Consider the following 21,569-nt stretch of genomic DNA (forward strand, 5'->3'; position numbering starts at 1 on the left):
GAAGGTGAATGCTGTTATGGAATTTGCCGGAAAAGACCGTCAACGTGGTATTCATTTTAATCTGAAGGATTCTCTGAAACCATATCGAGAGTTGTTTTTACAGCGCTTTGTCCTGCGGAAATACCCAGCCGGATATTTGTTTAATATGGCGGGCTTTCCCCCTGTCGGCCTTTTTTATCTGGTGGAGGGAGAGGTACATATTTATACCACCAGCAGTCAGGGAGATATTCGCTTTATTGGTATCCATCGGGAGAATACCCTGTTTAATCTGGACAGCTTCCGATGCGGCTGTGATGCTGTTATCACTTCCAAAGCCTTTGGACCAGTCCAGGCTCTTCCCATCACACAGCAGCAGCTTTTTGAACTGATGGCGGAATATCCTCAGCTGGGGCGTGATCTGCTGTGTTATGTAGGGGATGTTCTGCGGCTGATGTGTTATGACGCTGAGGCGCAAAGCATTCATGATGTGAAAACCCGGCTGATTCGTTTTTTGCTGGTGTACTCCGCGGATTCCCATACTCTGGTGGTACCCCTGTCCCAATATTCCATTGCCTGTGCCATCAACGCCTCACGGATACAGGTGGCACGGGTGTGCGGAGAACTCAAACAGGCAGGGCTGATTCAAATCCGCCGTGGAAAGATCCTTTTGACAAATCGGGAAACGCTGGAACAATATGAACAGCAGCTGCTGTCCTTTGAAGCTTTGCCTCCCCAACGTTAAGCTTGATACATATCCCTGCGATTCCATCATTCCCTCCCCTTTTCCATGAGGAACACCGTTCGAACCGTTACGGCGCCCGAAAATAAAAAGCAGAACTGTCACCTTCCGGAACAAAAAACATCCGCTCCCTAAAGACAAAATACAGGCCCTTTTTCTTTTTGTTTTATCCCCATTTCTCTGTCTTACCCCAATGATGATCATGGCCTCCGGATTAGCCATGAGGACAGGCAGGCTTTTACCTCTCCATATGCACTGAACAATCCGTTTCCCGCATCTTCTGCACGGCAGCATACAAACAGGTGATTTCTGTTCCGGCAGCAGCTTTTGCCAACCGTTAAAGCTGCTGTTTTTTCTCGTTTCGCTGAACGCTTGAAACAAAAACTTTTTTACGCTCCTGTGTAAAGCTGAGGTTCTTCTGCCGCTAAAGCATACAAAAAGGCCCTGCCGCTATAAAAACGGCAGGGCCTTTTTGTTCATTTATCCAGTTGTAATCTCAATCAGGCCTGGTAGTTTACACCGATCTCAATAGCCTTCATGTTCAGCTCCACCAGCTGAGGCTTGGTGGGAGGAACGCACTTCTCCACCGCCTTGCGGATGGAATCCAGAGAAGTGAAGTTGGTTGCCTTATACAAAGCTCCCAGCATGATCAGATTGGCCAGCTTACCAATACCATTGTCCTGGGCCAGCTTGGTAGCGGGAATGCGCACCTCTGTAATATCTGTCCGCCCCGATTCATGAGCCACCAGAGCGCTGTCCACCACCGCAACGCCCCCGGGAATAACCGTGCTGATAAATTTATCATAGGAGGGGTTGTTCATCACCACCAGCGCGTCGGGATTGATCACCAGGGGGGAACCGATGGGCTCTTCCGCCAGGCAGACAGAGCAGTTGGCGGTACCGCCGCGCATCTCGGGACCATAGCTGGGCAGCCAGGAAACCTCTCTGGAATCAATCAGGCCGGTATAGGCGGTCACCTTACCGCTGAAGAGGATACCCTGTCCGCCGAAACCCGCGAAAACAAAATTCCAGTTCTTACTCATTGCAGAATACCCCCTTTTCGGTTCTGTCCTGATACACACCCAGAGGGTAATAGGGCATCATGTTCTGGCGCAGCCACTCCAGTGCTTCCACCGGGCTCAGGCCCCAGTTGGTGGGACAGCTGGAGAGGATCTCCACGATGGAGAAGCCCTTTCCTTCAATCTGAGCGGTAAAGGCCTTCTTGATGGCAGCCTTGGCCTTGCGGATGTTGGGGACGCTGTCCACCGCCACACGCTCGGCATAGGCCACGCCGGAAAGGGTGGAAACCATCTCGCACACCCGCACCGGGAAACCGGCCTTGGTCACATCACGGCCATAGGGGGTAGTCTGGGTCACCTGCCCGGGCAGGGTGGTGGGAGCCATCTGACCGCCGGTCATGCCATAGATGGCGTTATTGACAAAGATGATGGTGATATTCTCACCTCTGGTGGCGGCATGAACGGTTTCAGCGGTACCGATGGCCGCCAGATCGCCGTCGCCCTGATAGGTAAACACCACATTGGTGGGGATGGCACGCTTGAGGCCGGTGGCCACCGCCGGAGCCCGTCCATGAGGGGCCTCCACCATGTCGCAGGAAAAATAATCATAGGCCATAACCGCGCAGCCAACAGGGGCTACGCCCACGGTTTTGCCTTCCACACCCAGCTCCTCAATGACCTCAGCCACCAGCTTGTGGATGATGCCATGAGTACATCCGGGGCAATAATGGAACGGCGCGTCGGTGAGCACCGAAGATTTCTGATACACCACTGCCATTACTTCACACCTCCAGCCATCGCGCTCAGCTTCTCCGCCACTTCAGCGGGAGTGGGGATCATACCGCCGGTGCGTCCATAGAACTCCACCGGAACCCGGCCTTCCACCGCCAGACGGATATCATCCACCATCTGTCCCATGTTCATCTCCACGGACAGGAAGCCTTTTGCCTGACCCACATATTTGCGGACATATTTCTCCGGGAAGGGCCACAGCATCACCGGACGCAGCAGACCGGCCTTGATGCCCTTGGAACGGGCGATATCCACCGCGGACTTGGAAATACGGGAGGAAGCGCCGAAGGCCATAACGATGTACTCCGCATCGTCGCAGAGATACTCTTCGGCCCGCTGCTCCTCCGCCTTGACAGTCTCGTACCGGGCAAAGCGCTCCCGGACGATCTTCTCCAGCTGGTCGGGCTTCAGGTACAGGGAGTTGACCACATTATGGGTCCTCTTGTTCTGATGGCCGCAGGCAGCCCAAGGCTTATCATAGGTATGTACCTCCACCTCAGGGAAGGAGACAGGCTCCATCATCTGGCCCATCAGGCCGTCAGAAAGGATCATGGAAGGCATCCGGTATTTTTCCGCCAGCTCAAAGGCCCGGAACACCATGTCCACCAGCTCCTGAATAGAACTGGGAGCGAACACCAGCACATGGAAGTCGCCATGACCCAGTGCGCGGGTAGCCTGCCAGTAGTCGGACTGAGCCGGCTGAATGCCGCCCAAACCAGGGCCGCCCCGCTCCACATTGACGATCAGACAGGGCAAATCGCTGCCGGCGATATAGGAAATACCCTCGGTTTTCAGAGAAATACCGGGAGAGGAGGAAGAAGTCATCGCCCGTACGCCGGCCGCAGCCGCGCCCAGCACCATATTGATGGCAGCTACCTCAGACTCCGCCTGGAGGTAAGTACCGCCGATCTTGGGCATCTTTTTGGACATATAAGCCGCCAGCTCTGTCTGGGGCGTGATGGGATAACCAAAGAAATGACGGCAGCCGGCACGGATGGCCGCTTCCGCCAGGGCCTCGTTGCCCTTCATCAGTACACGTTCAGCCATGTTGGGAGCACCTCACTTTTCCACTGTAATCGCGCTGTCCGGACACATGATTCCGCACATGGCGCAGCCGATACACAGGCTAGCATCCGTCACTTCGGCGGGATTGTAGCCCTTGTCATTGATCCGCTCGGCAGCCAGCCGCAGGATCTTTTTGGGACATACCGACACGCAAAGACCGCAGCCCTTGCAGACCTTTTCGTCAATGATCGCTCTTGCCATCCATATCTTCCTTCCTGTCTAGTTTTCCCATGGGGCCCTGACATAGATCTTCACCGGCAGCAGGCCGGGCAGCTGAAGGCCGTCACAGAGGCTTTCCTCTGCCGCCGTATACAGCACCGGCAGCCCCGTCCGCCGGGAAAGCTCCTCCAAATAAGGCGCCGATTCCAGCAGGACTTCCCGGGTGGTTTCCCGTCCCAGGTTGGTGGTATTGACCAGGTGGGTGATCTTCAGCCGGGAGCTTTCCTCAATGGCGGCCATCAGCCTCAGCTCCGCCTCCAGATCCGGCTCCAGATAGCGCCGGACATTGACGGCATACAGCATCTCAAAGGGCTGTCTTGACAGCTTTTCATGATAGCTGCCCAGCGCAACGGCACCATCGGCGTCGCCGCCCACATCGATCACCAGTTGGGTGGAGGGGTTGTCGATAACCGCTCCCAGGCGAGGGGGCAAAATGGGAATGTCCAGATTCGTGTTGGCGAACCGGGGCGCCACCAGCTCGATCCCCTGCCGCTCCATCAGGGCAGCGAAATCCGCTGTGCGAAAATATGGATTGACAATATCCAGATCCGCGATAACCGTCCTCTTTCCCTCCGCCGCGGCACGAAGCGCCAGATTGACCGATAAATTGGTTTTTCCCGCGCCATAGTGTCCGCAGACAATTGTGATCCGTGTTTGCTGCAAGCTTTTGGCCTCCTTTTGGCTCCCGGGGAATCGTTACCCCCGCAGGTTATTGATTATCATACTACTTTTTGTGGAACAGTGCAAGAAAATTGTCTCAATTTTTGTAAAAAACCTCTTTCTCCCCAAAAAACACGTCGAAAAGCCATTCCCATACAAAAAACAAATTCTTTTTCCGCCTGTTGCCCATATGAAAACCTCAAATACGCTTTTTTCAAAAGATTCTTTGGAAAAACGCCCAAAATCCCTGTTTCCTTTTGATCCGCATAAGCATAAACGGCGTCTTCCCGGGCAAAACTTTCTCCCGGGAAGACGCCGCGGACCGGTAAAACCATTTTACCGTCAAAAGGGCTATTGCAAAATACTGCCGAAAACAAGTCACTATCATACAAAATTCTTTTTTCCGTGTTCAGGTGTATGCCGGAGAATAAAAGAAGAAATCTTCACCGCACTTTAACAGGCAAACCTGCTCTCACTGGACCACATCTCTGAAATCTCTTATCAGCAGCGCTTTCGTCACACGCCGGGAGCAGCTTTTGGACCTTCTTCTGCGTCATTTCCAACTACCCTCAAACGGGAAAAGGATTTTTTGACTTTTCCATGCTCCCTTGAAAAAGGTGATCAAAACCGCTTCAGCGCAGGCTGCCGGAACGCTCTTTGAGGCGGATCTTGTCCGCGATCATAGCAATAAATTCCGAATTTGTGGGTTTTCCTCTCAGATTATGGATGGTATAACCAAAATATGAATTGAGGACATCTACATCTCCCCGATCCCAGGCCACTTCAATGGCATGACGGATGGCCCGCTCTACCCGGGAAGCCGTGGTGCCGTTCTGCTTGGCCACAGTGGGATACAGGACCTTGGTAACGCCGTTGATCACATCAGGCTGGCGCACCGCCAGAATGATGGAATCCCGTACATACTGATAGCCTTTGATATGGGCCGGGACACCGATTTCCAGAATAATATCCGTTACCACCGATTCCAGACTGGGCGCGTTGGCTCTGGGAGCCTCCCGCTTAATGGCGGAAACGGGATTAAAACCCGCGTAAAATACGATTCTCTCCGCCAGAATTTCCGGATCGAAAGGCTTGTTGAAGTAATACACCACTCCACTGTTGAGCATCCGCTCCTGAAGCAGCGGGTGATCCACCGTGGACGATGCCAGAAACACCGGGCGCGGACCGAAATCCTCCGACTGTACCCTGGCCAGTACACCTTCCGCGTCCACGTTGCGCATGAACACATCCAGCACCACCACGGCAGGCTTTTTCTCCTGGATCATCCGCAGTACCGCCTGACCGTCTTTTGGGCAGCGGATGGCCTCAAAGCCTTTTGTACTGAGAGCGGCGGCGCAGCGTTCGCAAAAATCCTTGCTGTCATCCGCAATCAATACAATTTTTTGGTTATTCACTGATATTCCCTCCTGATATCTTGCATTAAACCAAAATCAGCTTACCATATCCTGATATTTTTGACAATACATTACACGCAATAAAATTTCTTTTTTATTCATCCTTTCTTAACAAGTTCCGACATTTATGCCGCATTATCAACAGTTCCACACATATTTTTTGCATCATTATAAATAGTTTCTGCGAAAATTCCGAACCCCCGTGTCGGATCGTTGACAAAAACATGGGTGACCGATCCCACCAGCATTCCGTTCTGCAGAATGGGGCTGCCGCTCATGCCCTGAACGATTCCTCCCGTCTGGGCCAGCAGCTCCGGATCGGTGACATGGACGATCATATTCTGACCACCGGCTCCGCTTCCGGTGGAGATCTTTTCCAGCTCCACTTCATATTCCCGGGGGATACTGCCGGAAATGGTGGTGCGGATCACAGCCCGTCCAGGGCGCACCTCATGGCTGAGGGCCACCGGCACTTCTTCCCCCAGGTAAACGCTGCGGCTCTGGAGATAACCATATACTCCGGTGGGTGTATTGGCCGATAGCCAGCCCAAGGCGCTGCCGCTGGAAAAACGACCTTTCAGCTCTCCGGGCTCACCGCTCTCTCCCCGTTTGCAGCCGGTGATCTCCGCCGACACAATTTCCCCGTCGGACAAAGGCATCAGCTCACCGGTGTCCACATCGCACACTGCATGGCCCAAGCCGGTGAACAGACCGCTGTTGGGGTCATAATAAGTCATGGTTCCAATCCCGGCTGAACTGTCCCGGACCCAGACTCCCAAACGATATTTCCGGTCTCCCACCGACTGGACAGGACGCACCTGAAATGTCAGCTGCTCTTCTCCCCGGCGCACAGTCAGTTCCACAGGCTCACCGCCGCTTTGTTCCACCAGCTCACCCAGCTGCTCGTTGGTGCGCAGACGCACGCCGTTGACGGTTTCAATGATGTCCCCGATCTCCACACCCGCTTCCCGGGCAGGATTGATCCGCTGACCTTCTCCGGTCACCTCGCTCATCCCCACCACCATCAAGCCGTCGGTAAACATTTTAATGCCAAAGGGCGCACCGGAAACCCTTACCATTTTCCGGTCCACCACACTGACCTCCACCGTTTTGATGGGAATGGCCCCCATCAGCTTGAGATCCACCTGATAGCTTTCTCCTGCGGTTTCCGCTCCTTCCAGCGGCTGCTCCGGTGTATCCAGCAGCACAGGATAGGAGAAACGTACTGTCTCCCCCTCCAATACATAATACTGATCCGGCAGCTCATACTCCATATAAAAAATCAGCAGCAGCGTGATCACAGTCAAAAAATCAAAGACGGCGGCAGCTGCCCTGACAACCTTTCGCATGAAAAACAACTCCTTTCCGTCTTTACTCTGCACCGGAAGCGACAGTTTATCAGAGGCAAATCCAGCAATAAATCTGGATGAACCTCCTAGTGGAAAGGTTTTCCCCTTTTCATGCCTTTTTTCGGCTTCAATTCTGGATTTTTTAACCTTCCAACAGTCCCGAGGGGTCCGAAAGCACTACATCCGCCACAAATTTACAGGAAGCTTTTCCCAGCGGATCAGGCCAAGTATCTTCTAATATTTTCCAAATTTCAGGCTTCTGCCAGGAGAGCGCCTTGCCTGTATCAAAAAGATCGATTCCCTTTTCTTCCGTTATCTGCCGCCACAGCTGCTCTCCCTGAGCCTCCAGCAGACCGGCCAGCTCCCCTTCACCAAGGTCCAGCTGTGCGCTTTCCTCTCTGGCCCAACGCAGTTCTCCCCGACAGCGCAAGGTAATGGTCAGCCCGAAGGTTTCTCCTGTTTCGTCCCAATGAACCTGGCAGACAAGGTTTTTTATCTCCACCTCCAGCCCGCTTTTCTCCAGCATCACCCATCGGCTGTTTCTTCCGGCGGTGGACAGCGGCAGCAGCAGCCCATCCTGCAAAGGGAGAACCGCTGCCTGCTCACTGCCCCAAAGAACCGTTCCCTTGCGGACCATTCTTTCCTCCTCCAGCTCCAGCACCACCGAAGCGGTGCAGCGGGAGGGGTCCTTCAGGGTGTTCAAATGGTCCTTCAGGGTCAGTCTTCCGCCATCCATCCTTCTGTTATTGGAAAAGAAGCGATCCCCTTCCCCGCCCACAAAAAGTTCCGGGTCCTTTTCCGGGGTCAGCATCCGCTTTGCAATTACCGCTACGGGAATCGTCGGCCGAAGCTTCAGGGTCTTGTCCACTTCTTCCAGCAGCTGCCGGAATACCGTTGTATCCGGCGGACAGCAAACCAGCAAAACACGGCAGTTCTCCAGATACAGGGACCTTCCGCTTTGCTGCTCTATGGCGCTGAGGGCAAGGTGGAGCTCCTCTCCCTCTCCTGTCAGCACTCCATAGGCCGCAGGCTGATCCGGCGGGGTCTGCTGAAGATATTCCACCGCCAGCTGCCATCCATCCTCCGCAGGTGTGATTTCCAGCGCCGTCACAATGGTCTGATGCGCGATCCGGTCGGTTCTTCCGCAGCCGCATAAGCAAAGCAGAAGCATCGCCGCCAGCAAACACCTTTTCATGCTTTTTTCTTCCTTTCCTCATGCCGCGCGGCTGAAAATCCCACCAGCGGCAGGAAAAACACGCCCAGCACCGGCACCCATCCCATCGTCATACTCCTGGTCAGCCATCCGCCTCCATGGAAGGCATCCACCAGCAGTGCCGCCGCCAAAAGTCCGCCGCTGTGGACTGCCGTCATCAAGCCGGTAACAGGGCGTTGGAGCACCTTTCCCCACAGCTGTGTCATCAGCCACAAAAACAAGGTCACCTTTACTAGTCCCAGCAGAATCCACAACCCCAAAAAGGCGGAATCCAGCCGTTCCATAAAAAGCAGCCGGGCCGCCTGGGCCGCAGAGAAAAGAGGATATTCCTTTCCCTGACCATAGTAGCCCAAGGAAAAGGTCACACCCAGGCCCATTCCAACGGTCAGTAAGGAACACAGTCCCAGCAGCGTCCACACTGCTCCGGTACGCAGTCCGCCCTGGGTGGTGGCGGATTGGAGCAGCAGGATCGCCATCAGCTCAAAATTCATAGCCACCCCCTGCCAGATTCCCTGGAGAAAGAGATTTTTATCCCACAGAGGCATCAAAAAGTTTTGTGGGTCCGCCGTTCCGGCCATTCCTCCTCCCAATAAAATCAGCCCCACTGCTGTCAGCGCCAGCAGTACCGTAGAAGCTCTGGCTAGCGCTTCCACACCGCGATTGGCGCAGAAGCCCACCGCTCCGCAGAAGGTGGCCGCCAGCACCCATAAAAATCTGCTGTCATAAAACGCTTCAGCCAAAAAGCGGATAAAACCTACCACGGAATAAAGGCATACCGCTCCCACCAACAGCCAATATCCGGCGGCGACGATCCGCCGCAGCGGCCCTGTACCAGCGGCAGAAAAGGACAAGTGGGAATTTTCCCTGCCTCTGCGGCAAAAAAGCAATCCCAAACCCAGCAGCGCCATCTGTGCCAGGGGAGAAACCAGCAGTCCCAGCAGCAGCACCAATCCGTTTTTCTCCTGTCCCTCCATGGCGGGGACATAGGTCATAATGGTAAAAAGCCGGGACAAAAAAAGCAGAACCGTCAGCTGAAAGGGGCTGATGAGACCCTGACGCTCCATTTTCACCCCTCCATTCTCAGCGATCATCCTTTTTTTGAGCTCCCGGAACATCACCCACCCGAAGATCGGAGCGCTGGAGCTTTTTCCAGCTGGAGCGGATGAACAGATCCCTCATGCTTCTCCGGTCAAAAGGTGACGCCGGAGCGGTGACGGGGATTCCCAGCGTCTGAAGGGAGCACAGATCCACCAGAAAGATACCCAGTCCCAGGTAGATTCCATACAATCCCAGCGTTCCCCCCGCCACTAAAAACAACAGCCGCAGCACTGTCACCGGCTGATACAGGGAAGGCACCACAAAGGAAGTGACTGCGGTAAGGGCGATGAGAATGACCATGGGCAGTCCCACCAGTCCCGCCGTTACAGCTGCGTCCCCAATCACCAATCCTCCCACGATGCTCACGGCATGGCCAATGGGACGGGGAAGGCGCAGCCCCGCCTCCCTCAGCAGTTCATAAAGCACAAACACCAGCACCGCTTCCCAAAAGGCCGGCAGGGGTGTATAAAGGACCGAGCCTACAAATGTACTGAGCAGCAGGTCCGGAATCAAATCCGGGTGGTAGGTGACAACCGCCACATAATATCCCGGCAGAAAAACGGTGGCAATGAAGGAGACCATCCGCAGCAGCCGAAGGAAGGCGGCGAAATAAGGCCGATGGGTATAGTCATCCATCGTCTGAAAGTGCTCCGCAAACAGGAATGGAACAATCAGGGCAAAGGGTGTCCCATCCACCAGCACCCCAACCCTGCCTTCCGCCAGCTTGGCGCACAGCACATCGGGCCGCTCTGTAGACCCCGCTCCCGAGAAGAAGGAAAAGCGTCCCCCATCCAAAAAGGGCTGCAAATAAGCGGAATCCAGCACCACGGAAATGTCCACCTGTCTCAGCCGCTCCCGAACTGCCCGGACCAGCCCGGCGGAGGCAGCTCCCCGCAGATAAAGCAGCTTTACTTTGGTGCGGCTCACCCGTCCCGCGTCCAAGGATTCCACTGTCAGCAGTCCGGATTTGATCCGTCTGCGCACCAGCGCCACATTCAGGGTGATGATCTCACAAAACCCTTCCCTGGAGCCCCGAAGGTTCACCTCCGAGGAGGGTTCCCCCACACCCCTGGTGGAAAAGCCCTGGTAACCCAGTGCTACAGCAGATTTCTGCCCATCCACCACCACCACGGCAAAACCGCTCATGGCAAAAGCCAGCACCTCATCCAGGGTGCGGGCCTCCTTCTGGTCGCTGGCCAGCAGCGATCCGCTCCGCAGCCAGTTCATCACCCCCTGGGAGCCGCCCTTTTCTTCTGGCAGCTCCAATCTGCCCAAGGGACCCAACAGAAGCTGGGAAACCTGCTGATTGGATATTTGCCCCTCAAACATCACCACCGCCAGCTGACATCCGGCCACAGAATGCATCTGGACCACCAGATCATCACTGTTGCCGGTGCGGGCCCGCAGCTCCACCAAAAAATCCTCCAAATTTTCCGGCAGCAGCCGATCCGCCTCCGGTTCCAGCTTTTCATAGGCGTCTGAGCAGCGTCCCGCATCGAACTTCATACCGGCCTCTCCTTCCAAGGGTCATTTTTCATCATCATTCCACCAATTCCATCTTTTATGTATTTCCGTATAAGCCGGTATCCTTCGCCCATACTACCCTGGAAAGGCAAAAGAACAGAGCAAACTGTGGCAGGATCTGTTCCGTAGAACAAATAAAACACCCCTCATAAACGCACCTGATTTTTATACCTCACCGCTGCCTGCGGGGGCTGGAAAACAGAGGACCGAACCTGGTTTTATCCGCAGCCAGGTTTGTTTGCGTTCAGATGGTATCCTGCATCCGCCGGAAGCATTCTGTCTTTTTGAACGCACTGCGCACAAACGCTGCATTGATTTGCTCATGCGTTTCCATTTCCCGCTTCCCAAGTATTTGTCCTGAAAAGATTGGTTTCATTGCGTTTTCCCCCTTTCCGCTTTGTTGAAAATTTTCTCCATAAAAACGGTACGAAGGCGGCAACCGACGTGACAAATCCTCTCTATACTTCCCTTTTCCCCAAAGAGCTTTTCCAGCGAAAGGAGCTTCTCTATGCTTGTGGTTTTCTTCCGTACCTTGATCCTTTACTGTGTGATCGTATTCGGTGTGCGCCTGATGGGAAAAAGACAGTTGGGAGAACTGCAGCCATCGGAACTGGTAGTGACCATCCTCATTTCCAATATCGCCACACTGCCCATCGAGGAGATCGACACGCCTCTGATGGTTGGACTGCTGCCTATCCTGTCTCTGGTTGTGTTTGAAATCATTATTTCCATCATCAATCTCCACTTTCGGGAGGTTCGGCGGGTATTTTCCGGTACTCCTGTGGTGGTGATCCACCATGGTGTTGTCGATCAGAAAAAGCTGCGGCAGCTGCGGTATTCCGCTGACGACCTGATGGCACAGCTGCGCAGCCAAAATATCTACTCCCTGTCTGAGGTGGACTTCGCTTTGGTGGAGACAACGGGAAAGCTGTCCGTCTATCAAAAATATCTTTCCCGCCCTGTCACCGGAGAGGCTCTTTCCCTGCAGGATCAGCCGTCCCAAAACAGTCCTCCGCTGGTATTGGTAAGCGAGGGGCGGGTCAATGAAGCCTATTTGGAACTGTGCTGTAAAGACCGTAAGTGGCTGGAACAAACGATTGCCAGCCATCACCTTACTTTAAATCAGGTGTTTTTGCTGACATTGGACCAAAAAGGGACCGTGGAGCTGATTCCCAGGGAGGTAAAAAAATGAAGCGTCTGGCAATAGCTGTTGTTTTATTGGTGGTACTGCTGTCTGTCAGCGGCTATTCTTTATGGTCTTTGCGTCAACTGACCACCCAACTGACACAAACCGCCCAGCAGCTCAGGGAGCTTCCCACAGACGGTCCGCTGGAGGAGGCCAGCCGGGATTTGGTCCGGCAGTGGGAAAAGGCGGAGGATCAGCTGGTGCTGTATGTAAATCATGAAAAACTGGAAAGGATCAGCCAAACCGCCGCGGAACTGTTGGCCTTGGCTCAATATGAGGACTACAGCATTTTTTACAGCAAGGTAGACCTTTTGATCACACAGCTGGACGGACTGTGGGAGGAATCCCTTCCTAATTATCGGAATTTGCTGTAAAAGATAAAAAATATACCATATTTGTATAAAAATAGCTGGCTTTTGACAAAATCCGTGCTATAATAGGAGCGTAAGCCTGCGGCGTCTATTTCCAGCGCCGCCATCTTTAAAACATGATGGGAGGATCATTATGGATGCCACCGCTCTGTTCAAACTTACCTACGGTCTTTTTATCGCTTCTACCCAATGGGAGGATAACCGCTGCGGCTGTGTGATCAATACCGCCGCCCAGGTGACCGATACCCCCTGCCGCATGAGTGTTACCATGCAAAAACGCAACTTTACCACCGAGCTGGTGCTCAAGAAGAAGAGCCTGACCATTTCCGTCCTTTCCCTTTCTTGCCCTCTGGATGTCATCACCCATTTCGGCTATCAGTCCGGGCGGGATACCGATAAATTCGCCTCTGTTCCCTTCCAGACCGACAGTCTGGGCAATCCCTATCTCAAGGATCATATGGTGGCCTATATGAGCCTGAAGGTGACCGATGTCATCGATCTGGACACCCATTACCTTTTCCTCTGTGATGTAGTGGAAGCGGAAAACCTGGACAGCGGTAAACCCATGACCTATGGTGATTACAGAGCGCTCAAATCCGGCGCCGCCGCCCCTGCCGCTCCGGCGCAGGCACATCAGCCGGTGGTGAAATGGGTCTGCCCTGTCTGTCATTATGTCTATGATGGCGAGGTTCCTTTTGAGGAACTGCCGGACGACTACGTCTGTCCCATCTGCAAAAAGCCCAAGAGCATATTCCAGAAAATCACAGAATAACAGTTGTGAACTGCACTTGGGGAATGGGGAATAGAAGTATCTCCCCATTCCCCGATTTTGGCTTTTCCCATCAGTCCATCCAAACAGTATCTTTCTTCCATAGGGTTACAGGGGGCAAACAAATGAACGAAAAACAAAGTCTTCTGTGGGTCATTGGCGTTGTCACAATAGGAGTCATTGTTATTTCTCTGATTCCTTTTATTTTTCGTGTTTTGCTTGGTTAATGGGGCGTTTGGGGTAAAAACAAGGTTTTTTCCCTCTATTCCCTGTGCTTTTTGCTCTTTTTTGGTATCGTCTGGGTTTTTCTTTCGTCAGACTTGACAAGAGAGAAAATATGTGGTAAGCTATACAAAGTTTCGCGGGCATAGTTTAGTGGTAGAACTCCAGCTTCCCAAGCTGGTCGTGGGGGTTCGATTCCCCTTGCCCGCTCCACCAAAAATAGCCTGGAGCTTATTTGTGCTCCAGGCTATTTGTTTTGTACGGCATTGTTTTACCTGTGCCAAAAAAATCAATGAAATCGTCTTTTCCAAACTGCCGCAGGTGTATGTCACTTGCGGCAGTTTTAATTCCTTTGAAAAACTGTTGGACCTCTCTTCTTTGCTGCGGTTTTATTTTGCCCAACTTTCTTCTGCAAGCTTATACCAGTTTCCACTTTACTGACAAACTGTTCCCTGCCCCGGATCAATTTTCAGTCCCCATCAAGTGAAAAACACAAACCATCTCCTGTGTTTTCATTCTGCGGAGATGATTTGTGTTTTTCAAAATATTTATTTTCTCAGAAAAAGATCACTCCATATGCACCATTGTCATATCCCATTTTGAAAGCTCATATTTCCTTTCACTGTTGCAACGGTGTACAAAGGGAACATAATAAAAAACTTAATAATGGACTGCCAATCTTACACAAAGTACCGCCCAAACGAGACTAGCACACCTTCTCCCGAACAGTCCATGCGTACAAAAAGGAGATCGAGTCAGCAGAGGCCAAGTAATTGCCAAGTGTGGGAATAGCGGCAATACGAGCGAACTGCACATCCACTTTCAAATTCAATACGGAAAGAGTTTTGAAATATCGGCAGGACTACCAATCTTAACCATTCGCAACATTGTTGTCCGGGGCTGCTGATAGTATAATATAGTTGTAAGGTTGGTAGCTCCATTCCAACAAGGAAAGGAGCCCAATATGGAATTTACAAGAGCGCCGTTTTTGCTGTAATCTTCCGTTCCGTTGGATACCAGTCCCGCTCCAACTGTTTTCTCAATCCAGTTGTCACTTACCAAAGCCTGATATCCCTCCATCAGGATACCCCGCCCATAGCGAACTTCATAAATGGTATTGTGCTTTACCACATAGTCTCTGCCCTGATTTCCCACCAGGGAATTGGCCCATAGCGCGATGCCGTCATCTCCGGTGTTTTCCACCCTATTGTACATCGCATGGCCGTCAATCACACCATAAAACGCAATGCCATCCGCTGTGGTATTGCGGACATTGCAATCCACCACCCAGACATGCTCCACCTTTGCCTGGTTCTGTATTCCAATTGCCCCCTGATCGATTGTCACATTGACAAACTGGACGCCGCTGGTCACATACGCGTCTGAGCCTGAAGATATGGTTCTGGCCGGGTTATAGTAATACCGGTGATCGGTAGTTCCATAAAAAGTAAATGTAATGTCCCGGACAGAAATCTCCTCTGAGCCGCCCAAATACCATCCCACATAGGGCGAGGAAGTCTGGATAAAATCGTTTCCTTGGTCGATGCCATAATATAAAAAGCGGATGATGCTTTTTTCTCCTTCACCCAAAATGTGGATGTTGGAAATACGCTGGAACTCAGGATCATTTTGATTTTTCCCTGGACGGACGGTTGGATTGAGATTCCAATATGCATTTGTCTGATCAGGGGCGGAAAATGTATAGATCCCCTCCGGCACATAGATGATTCCGCCCTGCTGCGGTCCCACGCCATTATTCAGCAGATAATCCCTGGCTTTGGAAAAAGCCTCTGTATCATCCTTATCATCTTTTCCATTGGCGCCAAAGTCTCTGACATCGGCCACCAGCATACTGGTGTAATCAATGCGGGGCATCTCCTCCAAACCGTCCCGCTGATAAAAGGTATCCGGCAAATTGGTGACTGTAACTTTGGGGCTTTCGGAAAAAGAACAACCTCCCAGCGCGAATATCGCCATGAGAACAGCACATACCGTTTTTCCAATACTTCGGCCCGCTTCACGATTCATAATTTACCTCCCCTAAGTGCGCATATTTTATTGGGCATAATTGATTAGATTTTTTAATTAATTATGCAACTTTATTTTACCTCATCAGAGCACTTTTTGCAATATTTTTCCTTGAAATACTGTATTTTCAGTAAATATAGCCAACTATTCTGCTGATTCTTTCTTCAAACAACTGTTTTCTTCATCAGTGAGAAGACAACATCATTTCCCATACCCAGCCATGTTTCCAGTGACGTTTTCCCCCTTCGTCTTTGGGAAACACGGCTCCATTGCTGAAAGACTGTTCAATAGCGGACGATCCCACCACAAGGAAGCTTTCAAGGATACTCCGGCAGACGGCGGTTGTTTTTCTCCAGGCAGACACCTGAATTCTTCTTTCGTGAGGATATGAAGCTGCACCTGAAGTGAAAACTGTACTGTTCTGTAGCCATCATTGGCGCATTTGCCCCTTTAAAACACCCGTGACGCAAACACAAAATCCCTTTCAAAAACCCTTTCCTTCTCTTTTTCAGTTTTTCCTTGCCTCCTTGCAGCATATAGATAAAAAAAGAAACAGCGGGAGGGATGGTTCATCATGGGCAGAGCGCGAAGATTTGTGGGAAATGTACTACTACTGACTGGGACCTCCCTGCTGATGCGGCTGATCGGACTGGGATTTCAAATTTACCTCACCAGGCAAATCGGCGCGGAAGGAGTTGGATTGTACCAGCTGATCATGTCCGTGGAACTGTTTGCCTCCACGCTGGCCGTGTGTGGAATGCGGCTGGCCTCCATGCGCCTGGTCACACTGGAAATTGCCGCCGGCGGTCCCAGCCGCGGGAAACGGGCCGTAAGATATTGTTTGTGTTATTCCCTGTTCTTCGGCAGCATGGCTGGCGCGCTGCTGTTTACCACAGCGCCTTTTATCGCGGGCAAATTGCTCCAAAGTCCTGACGCCAGCCTGTCCCTGCGCATCCTTGCTTTAAGTCTCCCGGCCTTGGGCGTTTCCGCCACCTTGGGAGGGTACTTTACCGCTATTCATAAAATCGACCGCAGCGTTGTCGCTCAATTTGCCGAGCAATTCTGCCGCATAGGCTGTACGGTGGGGCTGCTAAGCCTTCTGCTGCCAAAGACTCCGCGGATGGCTTGCGCGGCCGTGGCTTCCGGAGCGGTGATTTCTGAAATTTTTTCCTGCCTGATTCAGCTTTGTTTTTGCCGCAGGATCGTCCGGTCCATCCCTCTGCCCCATTCAGGCCCACGGCTCCACGGACAGCTTTTAGGGCTGGCCCTGCCTATCGCTGCCAGCGCCCTGCTCCGTTCCGGTCTTTCTTCGGTAGAATCCATTCTCACCCCCATTGGTCTGGGACAATCCGGAATGTCCTATCCCGATGCTCTTTCCGTTTATGGTATGGTGCGGGGCATGGCGATGCCGGTGCTGTTTTTTCCTGTTGCTTTGCTCACCTCTCTGGGAGAACTGCTGGTGCCGGAAATTACAGAGTGCCAGGCAAGCCGCCGTATCAAACAACTCCATTACATCCTTTCCCGGGCGTTTCAGCTGACAGTTCCCTTCTCCATCGGTGTGGCAGGAATCCTTTACGTTTATGCCGAACCTTTGGGCCTTCTTCTCTACCAAAACCCCCAGGCCGCTGATTTTATCCGTCTGCTGGCTCCCCTGGTGCCTGTGATGTATGTAGACACGGTAGGCGATGGAATGCTCAAAGGGCTTGGGGCACAGGTGGCATCCATGAACTATAACATTCTGGACGCCTTCATCGGTATCTGCTTTGTGCTCATCTTCCTGCCCCGCTATGGCGTCGCCGCCTACATTGCCTCCATCTATGTAACGGAAACCATCAATTTTCTGCTGACAATGAACAAAGTCATCGCCATGACAGATTTTCATTTCCGCTGGGGCGCCTGGGTTTTCAAGCCCGCTTTCTCCATTTTAGGCGCCTTATCCGCCGCAGCTCTGCTTGGGCGGAGGATTTTCCCCGGAGGAGTTGTTTCCTCGGTACGGCTGTTTATACTCATCTGCGCGGTGTTGTTTGTTTATCTGCTGGCGCTGGTGCTGTTTGCCTGTGTCACCAGAGAGGACCTGCGATGGATGGCGGGTCTTGCCAGAAGCGACCGGGCCAAAAAGCAGAAAGGAGGATACCAGCGGCGGCTCAGCGCCTATTAAAGATTTCACCCCAGTCTCTTTTTCTCCTTCTCAACCAAAGAAAAATCATCAAATTTTCATCCCTGTTTCAGCTTTCTGTGGTATCCTTATAAGGGATCGCTGTAAATTCTTTTATTTTCTCTGCGAAATCCTTATTTTACCAAAGATTTTTACTGAAATACCCTTTTGCCGGATATTGGAACTGCTCCGCAGGATCGGCCATAGGGAGAACGGGAAGGAGCTGTTTCTTCCCAGAAAGGGAGCGATGCACCGATGAATATTTTGGTGGTGGAGGATGAACGCCGCCTGGCTGACTCCATCGTTGACCTGCTGCACACCAATAATTATGCCGCCGAAGCGGTTTATGACGGGGCGGAAGGGTATGACTGCGCCGCCAGCGGCATCTATGACCTGCTGATTCTGGATGTGATGCTTCCCCACATGGATGGATTCCAAATTGCCAAAAGGCTGCGGCGGGATCGTGTGGGAACCCCCATTCTGATGCTCACCGCCCGTTCCGATGTGAACGACCGGATTGGGGGGCTCAATTCAGGGGCGGACTATTACCTGACCAAACCCTTTAATACCGGCGAACTGCTGGCCTGCGTCCGGGCATTGCTGCGGCGGCAGGGTCCTCAGACGGAGGTGCTGTCCTACGGCAATACTACCCTGGACCTGTCCACCAGCATTTTGTCAGCGGATGGGGGCGATTCCATCCGGCTGAGCGCCCGGGAATTTGATCTGATGCGCCTGCTGCTCACCTCCCAGTACCGCAATATCTCCAAAGAAACCCTGCTGACCAAGGTTTGGGGATATGATTCCAACGCTGATGAAAATCATGTGGAGGTCTATGTTTCCTTCCTGCGGAAAAAGCTGACCAGCATCGGTTCCAACCTTCATATCGAGGCCATCCGCAGGCAGGGATATCATCTGGAGGTGACCCAGGATGATTAAACGGCTGAAAATCAAATTTGTCTGCATCAATATGTCCATCGTAGTGGTGATGCTCACCGCCATTTTTGTGATGATGTTTGTCAGCACCTCTCAAAATCTGGAGCGGGAAAGCGTGGATTTTCTCCGGGACGTAGCCGCCAATCCCATGCGCACCTCCCGCCCCGGGGAAGGGGAAAGCGGCATATACCTCCCCTATTTCTTTCTGGATATCAGCAACACCGGGGACATTATCACCATTAACAGCGGCTATTATGACCTGCGAGATGAAGCCCGTCTGCGGGAGCTGATTTCCATCCCCATTTCCTCTCCGGAGCGCACCGGCATTATTGAGGGGTATCATCTGCGGTACTACCGTCTTTCCACCCCCACCAGCCAGCGGATCGTATTCGGGGACATCTCCAACGAACTGAACACCATTTCCCATCTGGTACAGCATTTTCTGCTCATTGGGGGACTTAGCCTGCTGGTATTCCTGCTGATCAGCATTGCCCTGGCCCACTGGGCCATCCGCCCTGTGGAGGAAGCCTGGCAGCAGCAGCGGCGCTTTGTGGCAGACGCCTCCCATGAGCTGAAAACGCCTTTGACCGTCATTCTTGCCAATACGGACATGATCCGGGACAGCGGCTATGATCCTGCCCAGCTGCCGGAGCGGATGGACAACATTGCCGCCGAATCTGATCAAATGCGCCAGCTGGTGGAGAGCCTGCTGGAGCTGGCACGGGCGGATGACGGTTCAGCGTCCCAGGTGTTTGAGCAGGTGGATTTCAGCCATGTGGTGGAAAGCCAGCTGCTGACCTTTGAACCGCTGTTTTATGAAAATGGTTTCAAGCTGGAAAGTGATATACAGCCAGGCATCCGGCTGTATGGTTCCACCCGTTCTTTGGGACAGGTAGCGGAGATCCTGTTGGATAACGCTTCCAAATATACCATACCAAAGGGGCATATTGCCGTCTCCCTCAAGCAGCTGGATCACCGCCATTGCCTGCTTTCAGTGGGCAGCGAAGGCGAAGCGATCCCTCCTGATGAGCTGAAGAAAATCTTTCATCGCTTCTACCGCAGAGACGCTTCCCGGGCCGCTAATGGAAGCTATGGGTTGGGATTGTCCATTGCGGAGAATATCGTGAAAAAGCATCGTGGACGGATCTGGGCAGAAAGCAGCTGCGGCGTCAACACCTTTTTTGTCCGCCTGCCCTTGAATGGAAAGCGTTCCTTCCTGTCATCTGCTGTCCATAAATGAAATCTTCTCAGCAAATCCAACTGCTCCCCTTTCTCACCCCTCCGGCAAGCATGATCATGCCCCTTTTCTCACTTCTTCTTCCGCTTCCGCCTGCGGCGCTTCAGATCGAACATAGAGGCGGACACCTGAATATCCTCTTCTGTTGCCCCCATGGTTCAGCGGGCCTCACTGGCTTGCCCTCGCCTTGGGGGCAATTCTTTTTATTTTTCCATCAGGCAAAGAAATGGCGCCAAAGGCCAAAACACTTCTGCCCTGCCTTTCAGCGGGATGAACAAGTCTTAAAAAATCCTTGGAAAGGTTCAAAGTTTATTTACATTTTTGCTTAAAATTTTCAGCGTCCGTTAAGCGAGAGAGTGTAAAGTGAAGATGTTGGCTGAAGGAGCGTTTTTCCTTCAAAAAAGCAAAAAGGAGCATAAGCATCATGAAACATCTCAGTTACAAACGGATACTGGCAGCAGTCCTTTCCGCAGCGCTGCTGTGGATGATGACAGTAACCGCCTTTGCGGCGGGAGGGCTGGAAATGAGCACCGATTATCCCGGCATGACCGCCAAGGCCGGTGATGACCTGACCTACAGTCTGGACTTTTCCAACACCAGCGGCGCGGGCGCAAGCGTATCCCTGTCGGTCACAGATATTCCTGAGGGCTGGAGCGGCTACTTTACCGGCGCCGGCAACACCATCAGCCGGGTTTATGTCCGTCCCGGAGATAACGCCTCCCTGGCTACCTTCAATCTGCAAATCCCCGATGACGCCCAGGAAGGAACCTATACCGTTACACTGAACGCTGCAGGCGGCAGCATGAGCTCTTCCCTGGAGCTGGAGCTGGTTCTGGATGAGGAGGAGATTGGCGAAGGCGGCCTGACCACTCAATATGCTCAGCAGGAAGGCTCTGCCGACACCAGCTTTACCTTTACCACCACACTGACCAACAACTCCGCTACCGAGCAGACCTACAGCCTCTCCGCCAACGCCCCTTCCGGCTGGATGGTCAGCTTCAAGCCCTCCGGTGAGAGCACCCAGGTTGCAGCTGTAACGGTGGACCCCAGAGGCAGCCAGGCCCTCAATGTCACTGTCACTCCCCCTGTTGGCATCGCCGCCGGTGATTATACCATTCCTATTTCCGCCATCTCCTCTACCGAGAATCTCTCCTCCGAGCTGACAGTGGTCATCACCGGTTCCTATGAGCTGGATCTGTCCACCCCCAGCGGACGCCTCAGCTTTGACGCCTCCGCCAACAAGGAAAGTGCCGTCACCCTGAGCCTGATCAATAACGGCAATGTGGATCTGCAAAATATCAATCTCACCTCTTCCGCTCCAACCAACTGGACCGTCACCTTTTCCGAGTCCACCATTGATGTGCTGGAGGCGGGAGCCACCAAGGAAGTGACCGCTTACATCACCCCCGCCAAGGACGCCATGTCCGGCGACTATGTGACCGTCCTCACCGCCAGCAACAGCGAAACCAGCGATACCGCTGAATTCCGGGTTTCGGTCAAAACCGATACCATCTGGGGTGTTGTGGGAATCCTGATCATTGTGGCGGCCCTGTGCGGCCTGGGTTATGTCTTCCGGAAATACGGGAGGAGATAAAC

Annotated in this window: 21 protein-coding genes and 1 tRNA gene; 9 read left to right on the forward strand and 13 right to left on the reverse strand. The window is 52.8% G+C overall.

The window, feature by feature from the left end:
* The first annotated feature begins 16 nt into the window (after window positions 1–16).
* On the forward strand, window positions 17–721 hold the full coding sequence (locus BQ5383_RS16680; protein ID WP_071433866.1) for a Crp/Fnr family transcriptional regulator: 705 nt from the start codon (window positions 17–19) through the stop codon (window positions 719–721).
* A 497-nt stretch (window positions 722–1,218) separates the two neighbouring features.
* Here BQ5383_RS16680 and BQ5383_RS16685 read toward each other — a convergent pair whose 3' ends face one another.
* The 12 genes from BQ5383_RS16685 to BQ5383_RS21790 form a co-directional block, all read right to left on the reverse strand.
* Window positions 1,219–1,761, reverse strand: a complete 543-nt coding sequence (locus tag BQ5383_RS16685; RefSeq protein WP_071433868.1) for a 2-oxoacid:acceptor oxidoreductase family protein — start codon at window positions 1,759–1,761, stop codon at window positions 1,219–1,221.
* On the reverse strand, window positions 1,754–2,515 hold the full coding sequence (locus BQ5383_RS16690; RefSeq protein WP_071433871.1) for a thiamine pyrophosphate-dependent enzyme: 762 nt from the start codon (window positions 2,513–2,515) through the stop codon (window positions 1,754–1,756). Before BQ5383_RS16690 ends, BQ5383_RS16685 begins: the two co-directional genes overlap by 8 nt.
* On the reverse strand, window positions 2,515–3,576 hold the full coding sequence (locus tag BQ5383_RS16695) for a 3-methyl-2-oxobutanoate dehydrogenase subunit VorB (protein WP_071433873.1): 1,062 nt from the start codon (window positions 3,574–3,576) through the stop codon (window positions 2,515–2,517). The genes BQ5383_RS16690 and BQ5383_RS16695 overlap by 1 nt, the downstream gene beginning before the upstream one ends.
* Window positions 3,577–3,588: 12 nt before the next feature.
* Complete coding sequence (locus BQ5383_RS16700) at window positions 3,589–3,795, reverse strand: 4Fe-4S dicluster domain-containing protein (protein WP_071433875.1); 207 nt, start codon at window positions 3,793–3,795, stop codon at window positions 3,589–3,591.
* Between the two features lie 18 nt (window positions 3,796–3,813).
* Window positions 3,814–4,476: a hypothetical protein gene (locus BQ5383_RS16705; protein ID WP_071433877.1), complete on the reverse strand. Its 663-nt coding sequence runs from the start codon at window positions 4,474–4,476 to the stop codon at window positions 3,814–3,816.
* A 56-nt stretch (window positions 4,477–4,532) separates the two neighbouring features.
* A complete protein-coding gene (locus BQ5383_RS20865; protein WP_139193459.1) occupies window positions 4,533–4,865 on the reverse strand; it encodes a hypothetical protein in 333 nt (110 codons plus the stop codon).
* Window positions 4,866–5,105: 240 nt separating this feature from the next.
* Window positions 5,106–5,888 (reverse strand): sporulation transcription factor Spo0A, encoded by a 783-nt coding sequence (gene spo0A / locus BQ5383_RS16710; RefSeq protein WP_071433879.1) that lies wholly within the window; start codon window positions 5,886–5,888, stop codon window positions 5,106–5,108.
* Window positions 5,889–6,013: 125 nt separating this feature from the next.
* Complete coding sequence (spoIVB, locus tag BQ5383_RS16715) at window positions 6,014–7,237, reverse strand: SpoIVB peptidase (RefSeq protein WP_071433881.1); 1,224 nt, start codon at window positions 7,235–7,237, stop codon at window positions 6,014–6,016.
* 142 nt (window positions 7,238–7,379) lie between these two features.
* A complete protein-coding gene (locus BQ5383_RS16720; RefSeq protein ID WP_071433883.1) occupies window positions 7,380–8,432 on the reverse strand; it encodes a Ger(x)C family spore germination C-terminal domain-containing protein in 1,053 nt (350 codons plus the stop codon).
* Window positions 8,429–9,514 (reverse strand): GerAB/ArcD/ProY family transporter, encoded by a 1,086-nt coding sequence (locus BQ5383_RS16725; RefSeq protein ID WP_139193460.1) that lies wholly within the window; start codon window positions 9,512–9,514, stop codon window positions 8,429–8,431. The genes BQ5383_RS16720 and BQ5383_RS16725 overlap by 4 nt, the downstream gene beginning before the upstream one ends.
* A 16-nt stretch (window positions 9,515–9,530) precedes the next feature.
* Window positions 9,531–11,054 (reverse strand): spore germination protein, encoded by a 1,524-nt coding sequence (locus tag BQ5383_RS16730; protein WP_083390037.1) that lies wholly within the window; start codon window positions 11,052–11,054, stop codon window positions 9,531–9,533.
* Between the two features lie 262 nt (window positions 11,055–11,316).
* A complete protein-coding gene (locus BQ5383_RS21790) occupies window positions 11,317–11,448 on the reverse strand; it encodes a hypothetical protein (RefSeq protein WP_268874637.1) in 132 nt (43 codons plus the stop codon).
* A gap of 132 nt (window positions 11,449–11,580) precedes the next feature.
* Here BQ5383_RS21790 and BQ5383_RS16735 point away from each other — a divergent pair, with 132 nt between their 5' ends.
* From BQ5383_RS16735 to BQ5383_RS16750, 4 genes are all read left to right on the forward strand, one after another.
* Window positions 11,581–12,264 carry a DUF421 domain-containing protein gene (locus BQ5383_RS16735; protein WP_071433886.1) on the forward strand — a complete coding sequence of 228 codons (684 nt, stop codon included), beginning with the start codon at window positions 11,581–11,583 and terminating at the stop codon, window positions 12,262–12,264.
* The gene (locus BQ5383_RS16740; protein WP_071433888.1) at window positions 12,261–12,632 is read left to right on the forward strand and encodes a DUF4363 family protein; all 372 of its coding nucleotides are present in this window, start codon (window positions 12,261–12,263) and stop codon (window positions 12,630–12,632) included. The genes BQ5383_RS16735 and BQ5383_RS16740 overlap by 4 nt, the downstream gene beginning before the upstream one ends.
* Window positions 12,633–12,762: 130 nt before the next feature.
* Window positions 12,763–13,401 carry a flavin reductase gene (locus tag BQ5383_RS16745; RefSeq protein ID WP_071433890.1) on the forward strand — a complete coding sequence of 213 codons (639 nt, stop codon included), beginning with the start codon at window positions 12,763–12,765 and terminating at the stop codon, window positions 13,399–13,401.
* A gap of 358 nt (window positions 13,402–13,759) precedes the next feature.
* A tRNA-Gly gene (locus BQ5383_RS16750) sits at window positions 13,760–13,833 on the forward strand.
* A gap of 615 nt (window positions 13,834–14,448) precedes the next feature.
* Here BQ5383_RS16750 and BQ5383_RS16760 read toward each other — a convergent pair.
* Window positions 14,449–15,648 (reverse strand): right-handed parallel beta-helix repeat-containing protein, encoded by a 1,200-nt coding sequence (locus tag BQ5383_RS16760; protein ID WP_071433894.1) that lies wholly within the window; start codon window positions 15,646–15,648, stop codon window positions 14,449–14,451.
* Between the two features lie 574 nt (window positions 15,649–16,222).
* On the opposite strand from BQ5383_RS16760, the gene BQ5383_RS16765 reads away from it, so the two are divergent.
* The 4 genes from BQ5383_RS16765 (at window position 16,223) to BQ5383_RS16785 (ending at window position 21,567) form a co-directional block, all read left to right on the forward strand.
* Window positions 16,223–17,806 (forward strand): oligosaccharide flippase family protein, encoded by a 1,584-nt coding sequence (locus tag BQ5383_RS16765; RefSeq protein ID WP_076944497.1) that lies wholly within the window; start codon window positions 16,223–16,225, stop codon window positions 17,804–17,806.
* A gap of 252 nt (window positions 17,807–18,058) precedes the next feature.
* Window positions 18,059–18,739 (forward strand): response regulator transcription factor, encoded by a 681-nt coding sequence (locus BQ5383_RS16770; RefSeq protein WP_071433898.1) that lies wholly within the window; start codon window positions 18,059–18,061, stop codon window positions 18,737–18,739.
* The gene (locus BQ5383_RS16775) at window positions 18,732–19,976 is read left to right on the forward strand and encodes a sensor histidine kinase (RefSeq protein WP_071433900.1); all 1,245 of its coding nucleotides are present in this window, start codon (window positions 18,732–18,734) and stop codon (window positions 19,974–19,976) included. Before BQ5383_RS16770 ends, BQ5383_RS16775 begins: the two co-directional genes overlap by 8 nt.
* 421 nt (window positions 19,977–20,397) lie before the next feature.
* On the forward strand, window positions 20,398–21,567 hold the full coding sequence (locus BQ5383_RS16785; RefSeq protein ID WP_071433904.1) for an NEW3 domain-containing protein: 1,170 nt from the start codon (window positions 20,398–20,400) through the stop codon (window positions 21,565–21,567).
* Window positions 21,568–21,569: the final 2 nt, after the last annotated feature.

Origin of the sequence: Angelakisella massiliensis, assembly GCF_900104675.1 — a bacterium.
In the GTDB taxonomy this organism is placed as follows: Bacteria; Bacillota; Clostridia; order Oscillospirales; family Ruminococcaceae; genus Angelakisella; species Angelakisella massiliensis.

Bases quoted from the DNA above. Each gene is read 5' to 3' on its own strand.
- BQ5383_RS16690 (WP_071433871.1), bottom strand. From the start codon at position 2,515: ATGGCAGTGGTGTATCAGAAATCTTCGGTGCTCACCGACGCGCCGTTC.
- BQ5383_RS16745 (WP_071433890.1), top strand. From the start codon at position 12,763: ATGGATGCCACCGCTCTGTTCAAACTTACCTACGGTCTTTTTATCGCT.
- BQ5383_RS16695 (WP_071433873.1), bottom strand. From the start codon at position 3,576: ATGGCTGAACGTGTACTGATGAAGGGCAACGAGGCCCTGGCGGAAGCG.
- BQ5383_RS16765 (WP_076944497.1), top strand. From the start codon at position 16,223: ATGGGCAGAGCGCGAAGATTTGTGGGAAATGTACTACTACTGACTGGG.
- BQ5383_RS16700 (WP_071433875.1), bottom strand. From the start codon at position 3,795: ATGGCAAGAGCGATCATTGACGAAAAGGTCTGCAAGGGCTGCGGTCTT.
- BQ5383_RS16775 (WP_071433900.1), top strand. From the start codon at position 18,732: ATGATTAAACGGCTGAAAATCAAATTTGTCTGCATCAATATGTCCATC.
- BQ5383_RS21790 (WP_268874637.1), bottom strand. From the start codon at position 11,448: ATGAAACCAATCTTTTCAGGACAAATACTTGGGAAGCGGGAAATGGAA.
- BQ5383_RS16685 (WP_071433868.1), bottom strand. From the start codon at position 1,761: ATGAGTAAGAACTGGAATTTTGTTTTCGCGGGTTTCGGCGGACAGGGT.
- BQ5383_RS16735 (WP_071433886.1), top strand. From the start codon at position 11,581: ATGCTTGTGGTTTTCTTCCGTACCTTGATCCTTTACTGTGTGATCGTA.
- BQ5383_RS16770 (WP_071433898.1), top strand. From the start codon at position 18,059: ATGAATATTTTGGTGGTGGAGGATGAACGCCGCCTGGCTGACTCCATC.
- BQ5383_RS16680 (WP_071433866.1), top strand. From the start codon at position 17: ATGGAATTTGCCGGAAAAGACCGTCAACGTGGTATTCATTTTAATCTG.
- BQ5383_RS16760 (WP_071433894.1), bottom strand. From the start codon at position 15,648: ATGAATCGTGAAGCGGGCCGAAGTATTGGAAAAACGGTATGTGCTGTT.
- BQ5383_RS16785 (WP_071433904.1), top strand. From the start codon at position 20,398: ATGAAACATCTCAGTTACAAACGGATACTGGCAGCAGTCCTTTCCGCA.
- BQ5383_RS16730 (WP_083390037.1), bottom strand. From the start codon at position 11,054: ATGAAGTTCGATGCGGGACGCTGCTCAGACGCCTATGAAAAGCTGGAA.
- BQ5383_RS16725 (WP_139193460.1), bottom strand. From the start codon at position 9,514: ATGGAGCGTCAGGGTCTCATCAGCCCCTTTCAGCTGACGGTTCTGCTT.
- BQ5383_RS16720 (WP_071433883.1), bottom strand. From the start codon at position 8,432: ATGAAAAGGTGTTTGCTGGCGGCGATGCTTCTGCTTTGCTTATGCGGC.
- spoIVB (WP_071433881.1), bottom strand. From the start codon at position 7,237: ATGCGAAAGGTTGTCAGGGCAGCTGCCGCCGTCTTTGATTTTTTGACT.
- BQ5383_RS16740 (WP_071433888.1), top strand. From the start codon at position 12,261: ATGAAGCGTCTGGCAATAGCTGTTGTTTTATTGGTGGTACTGCTGTCT.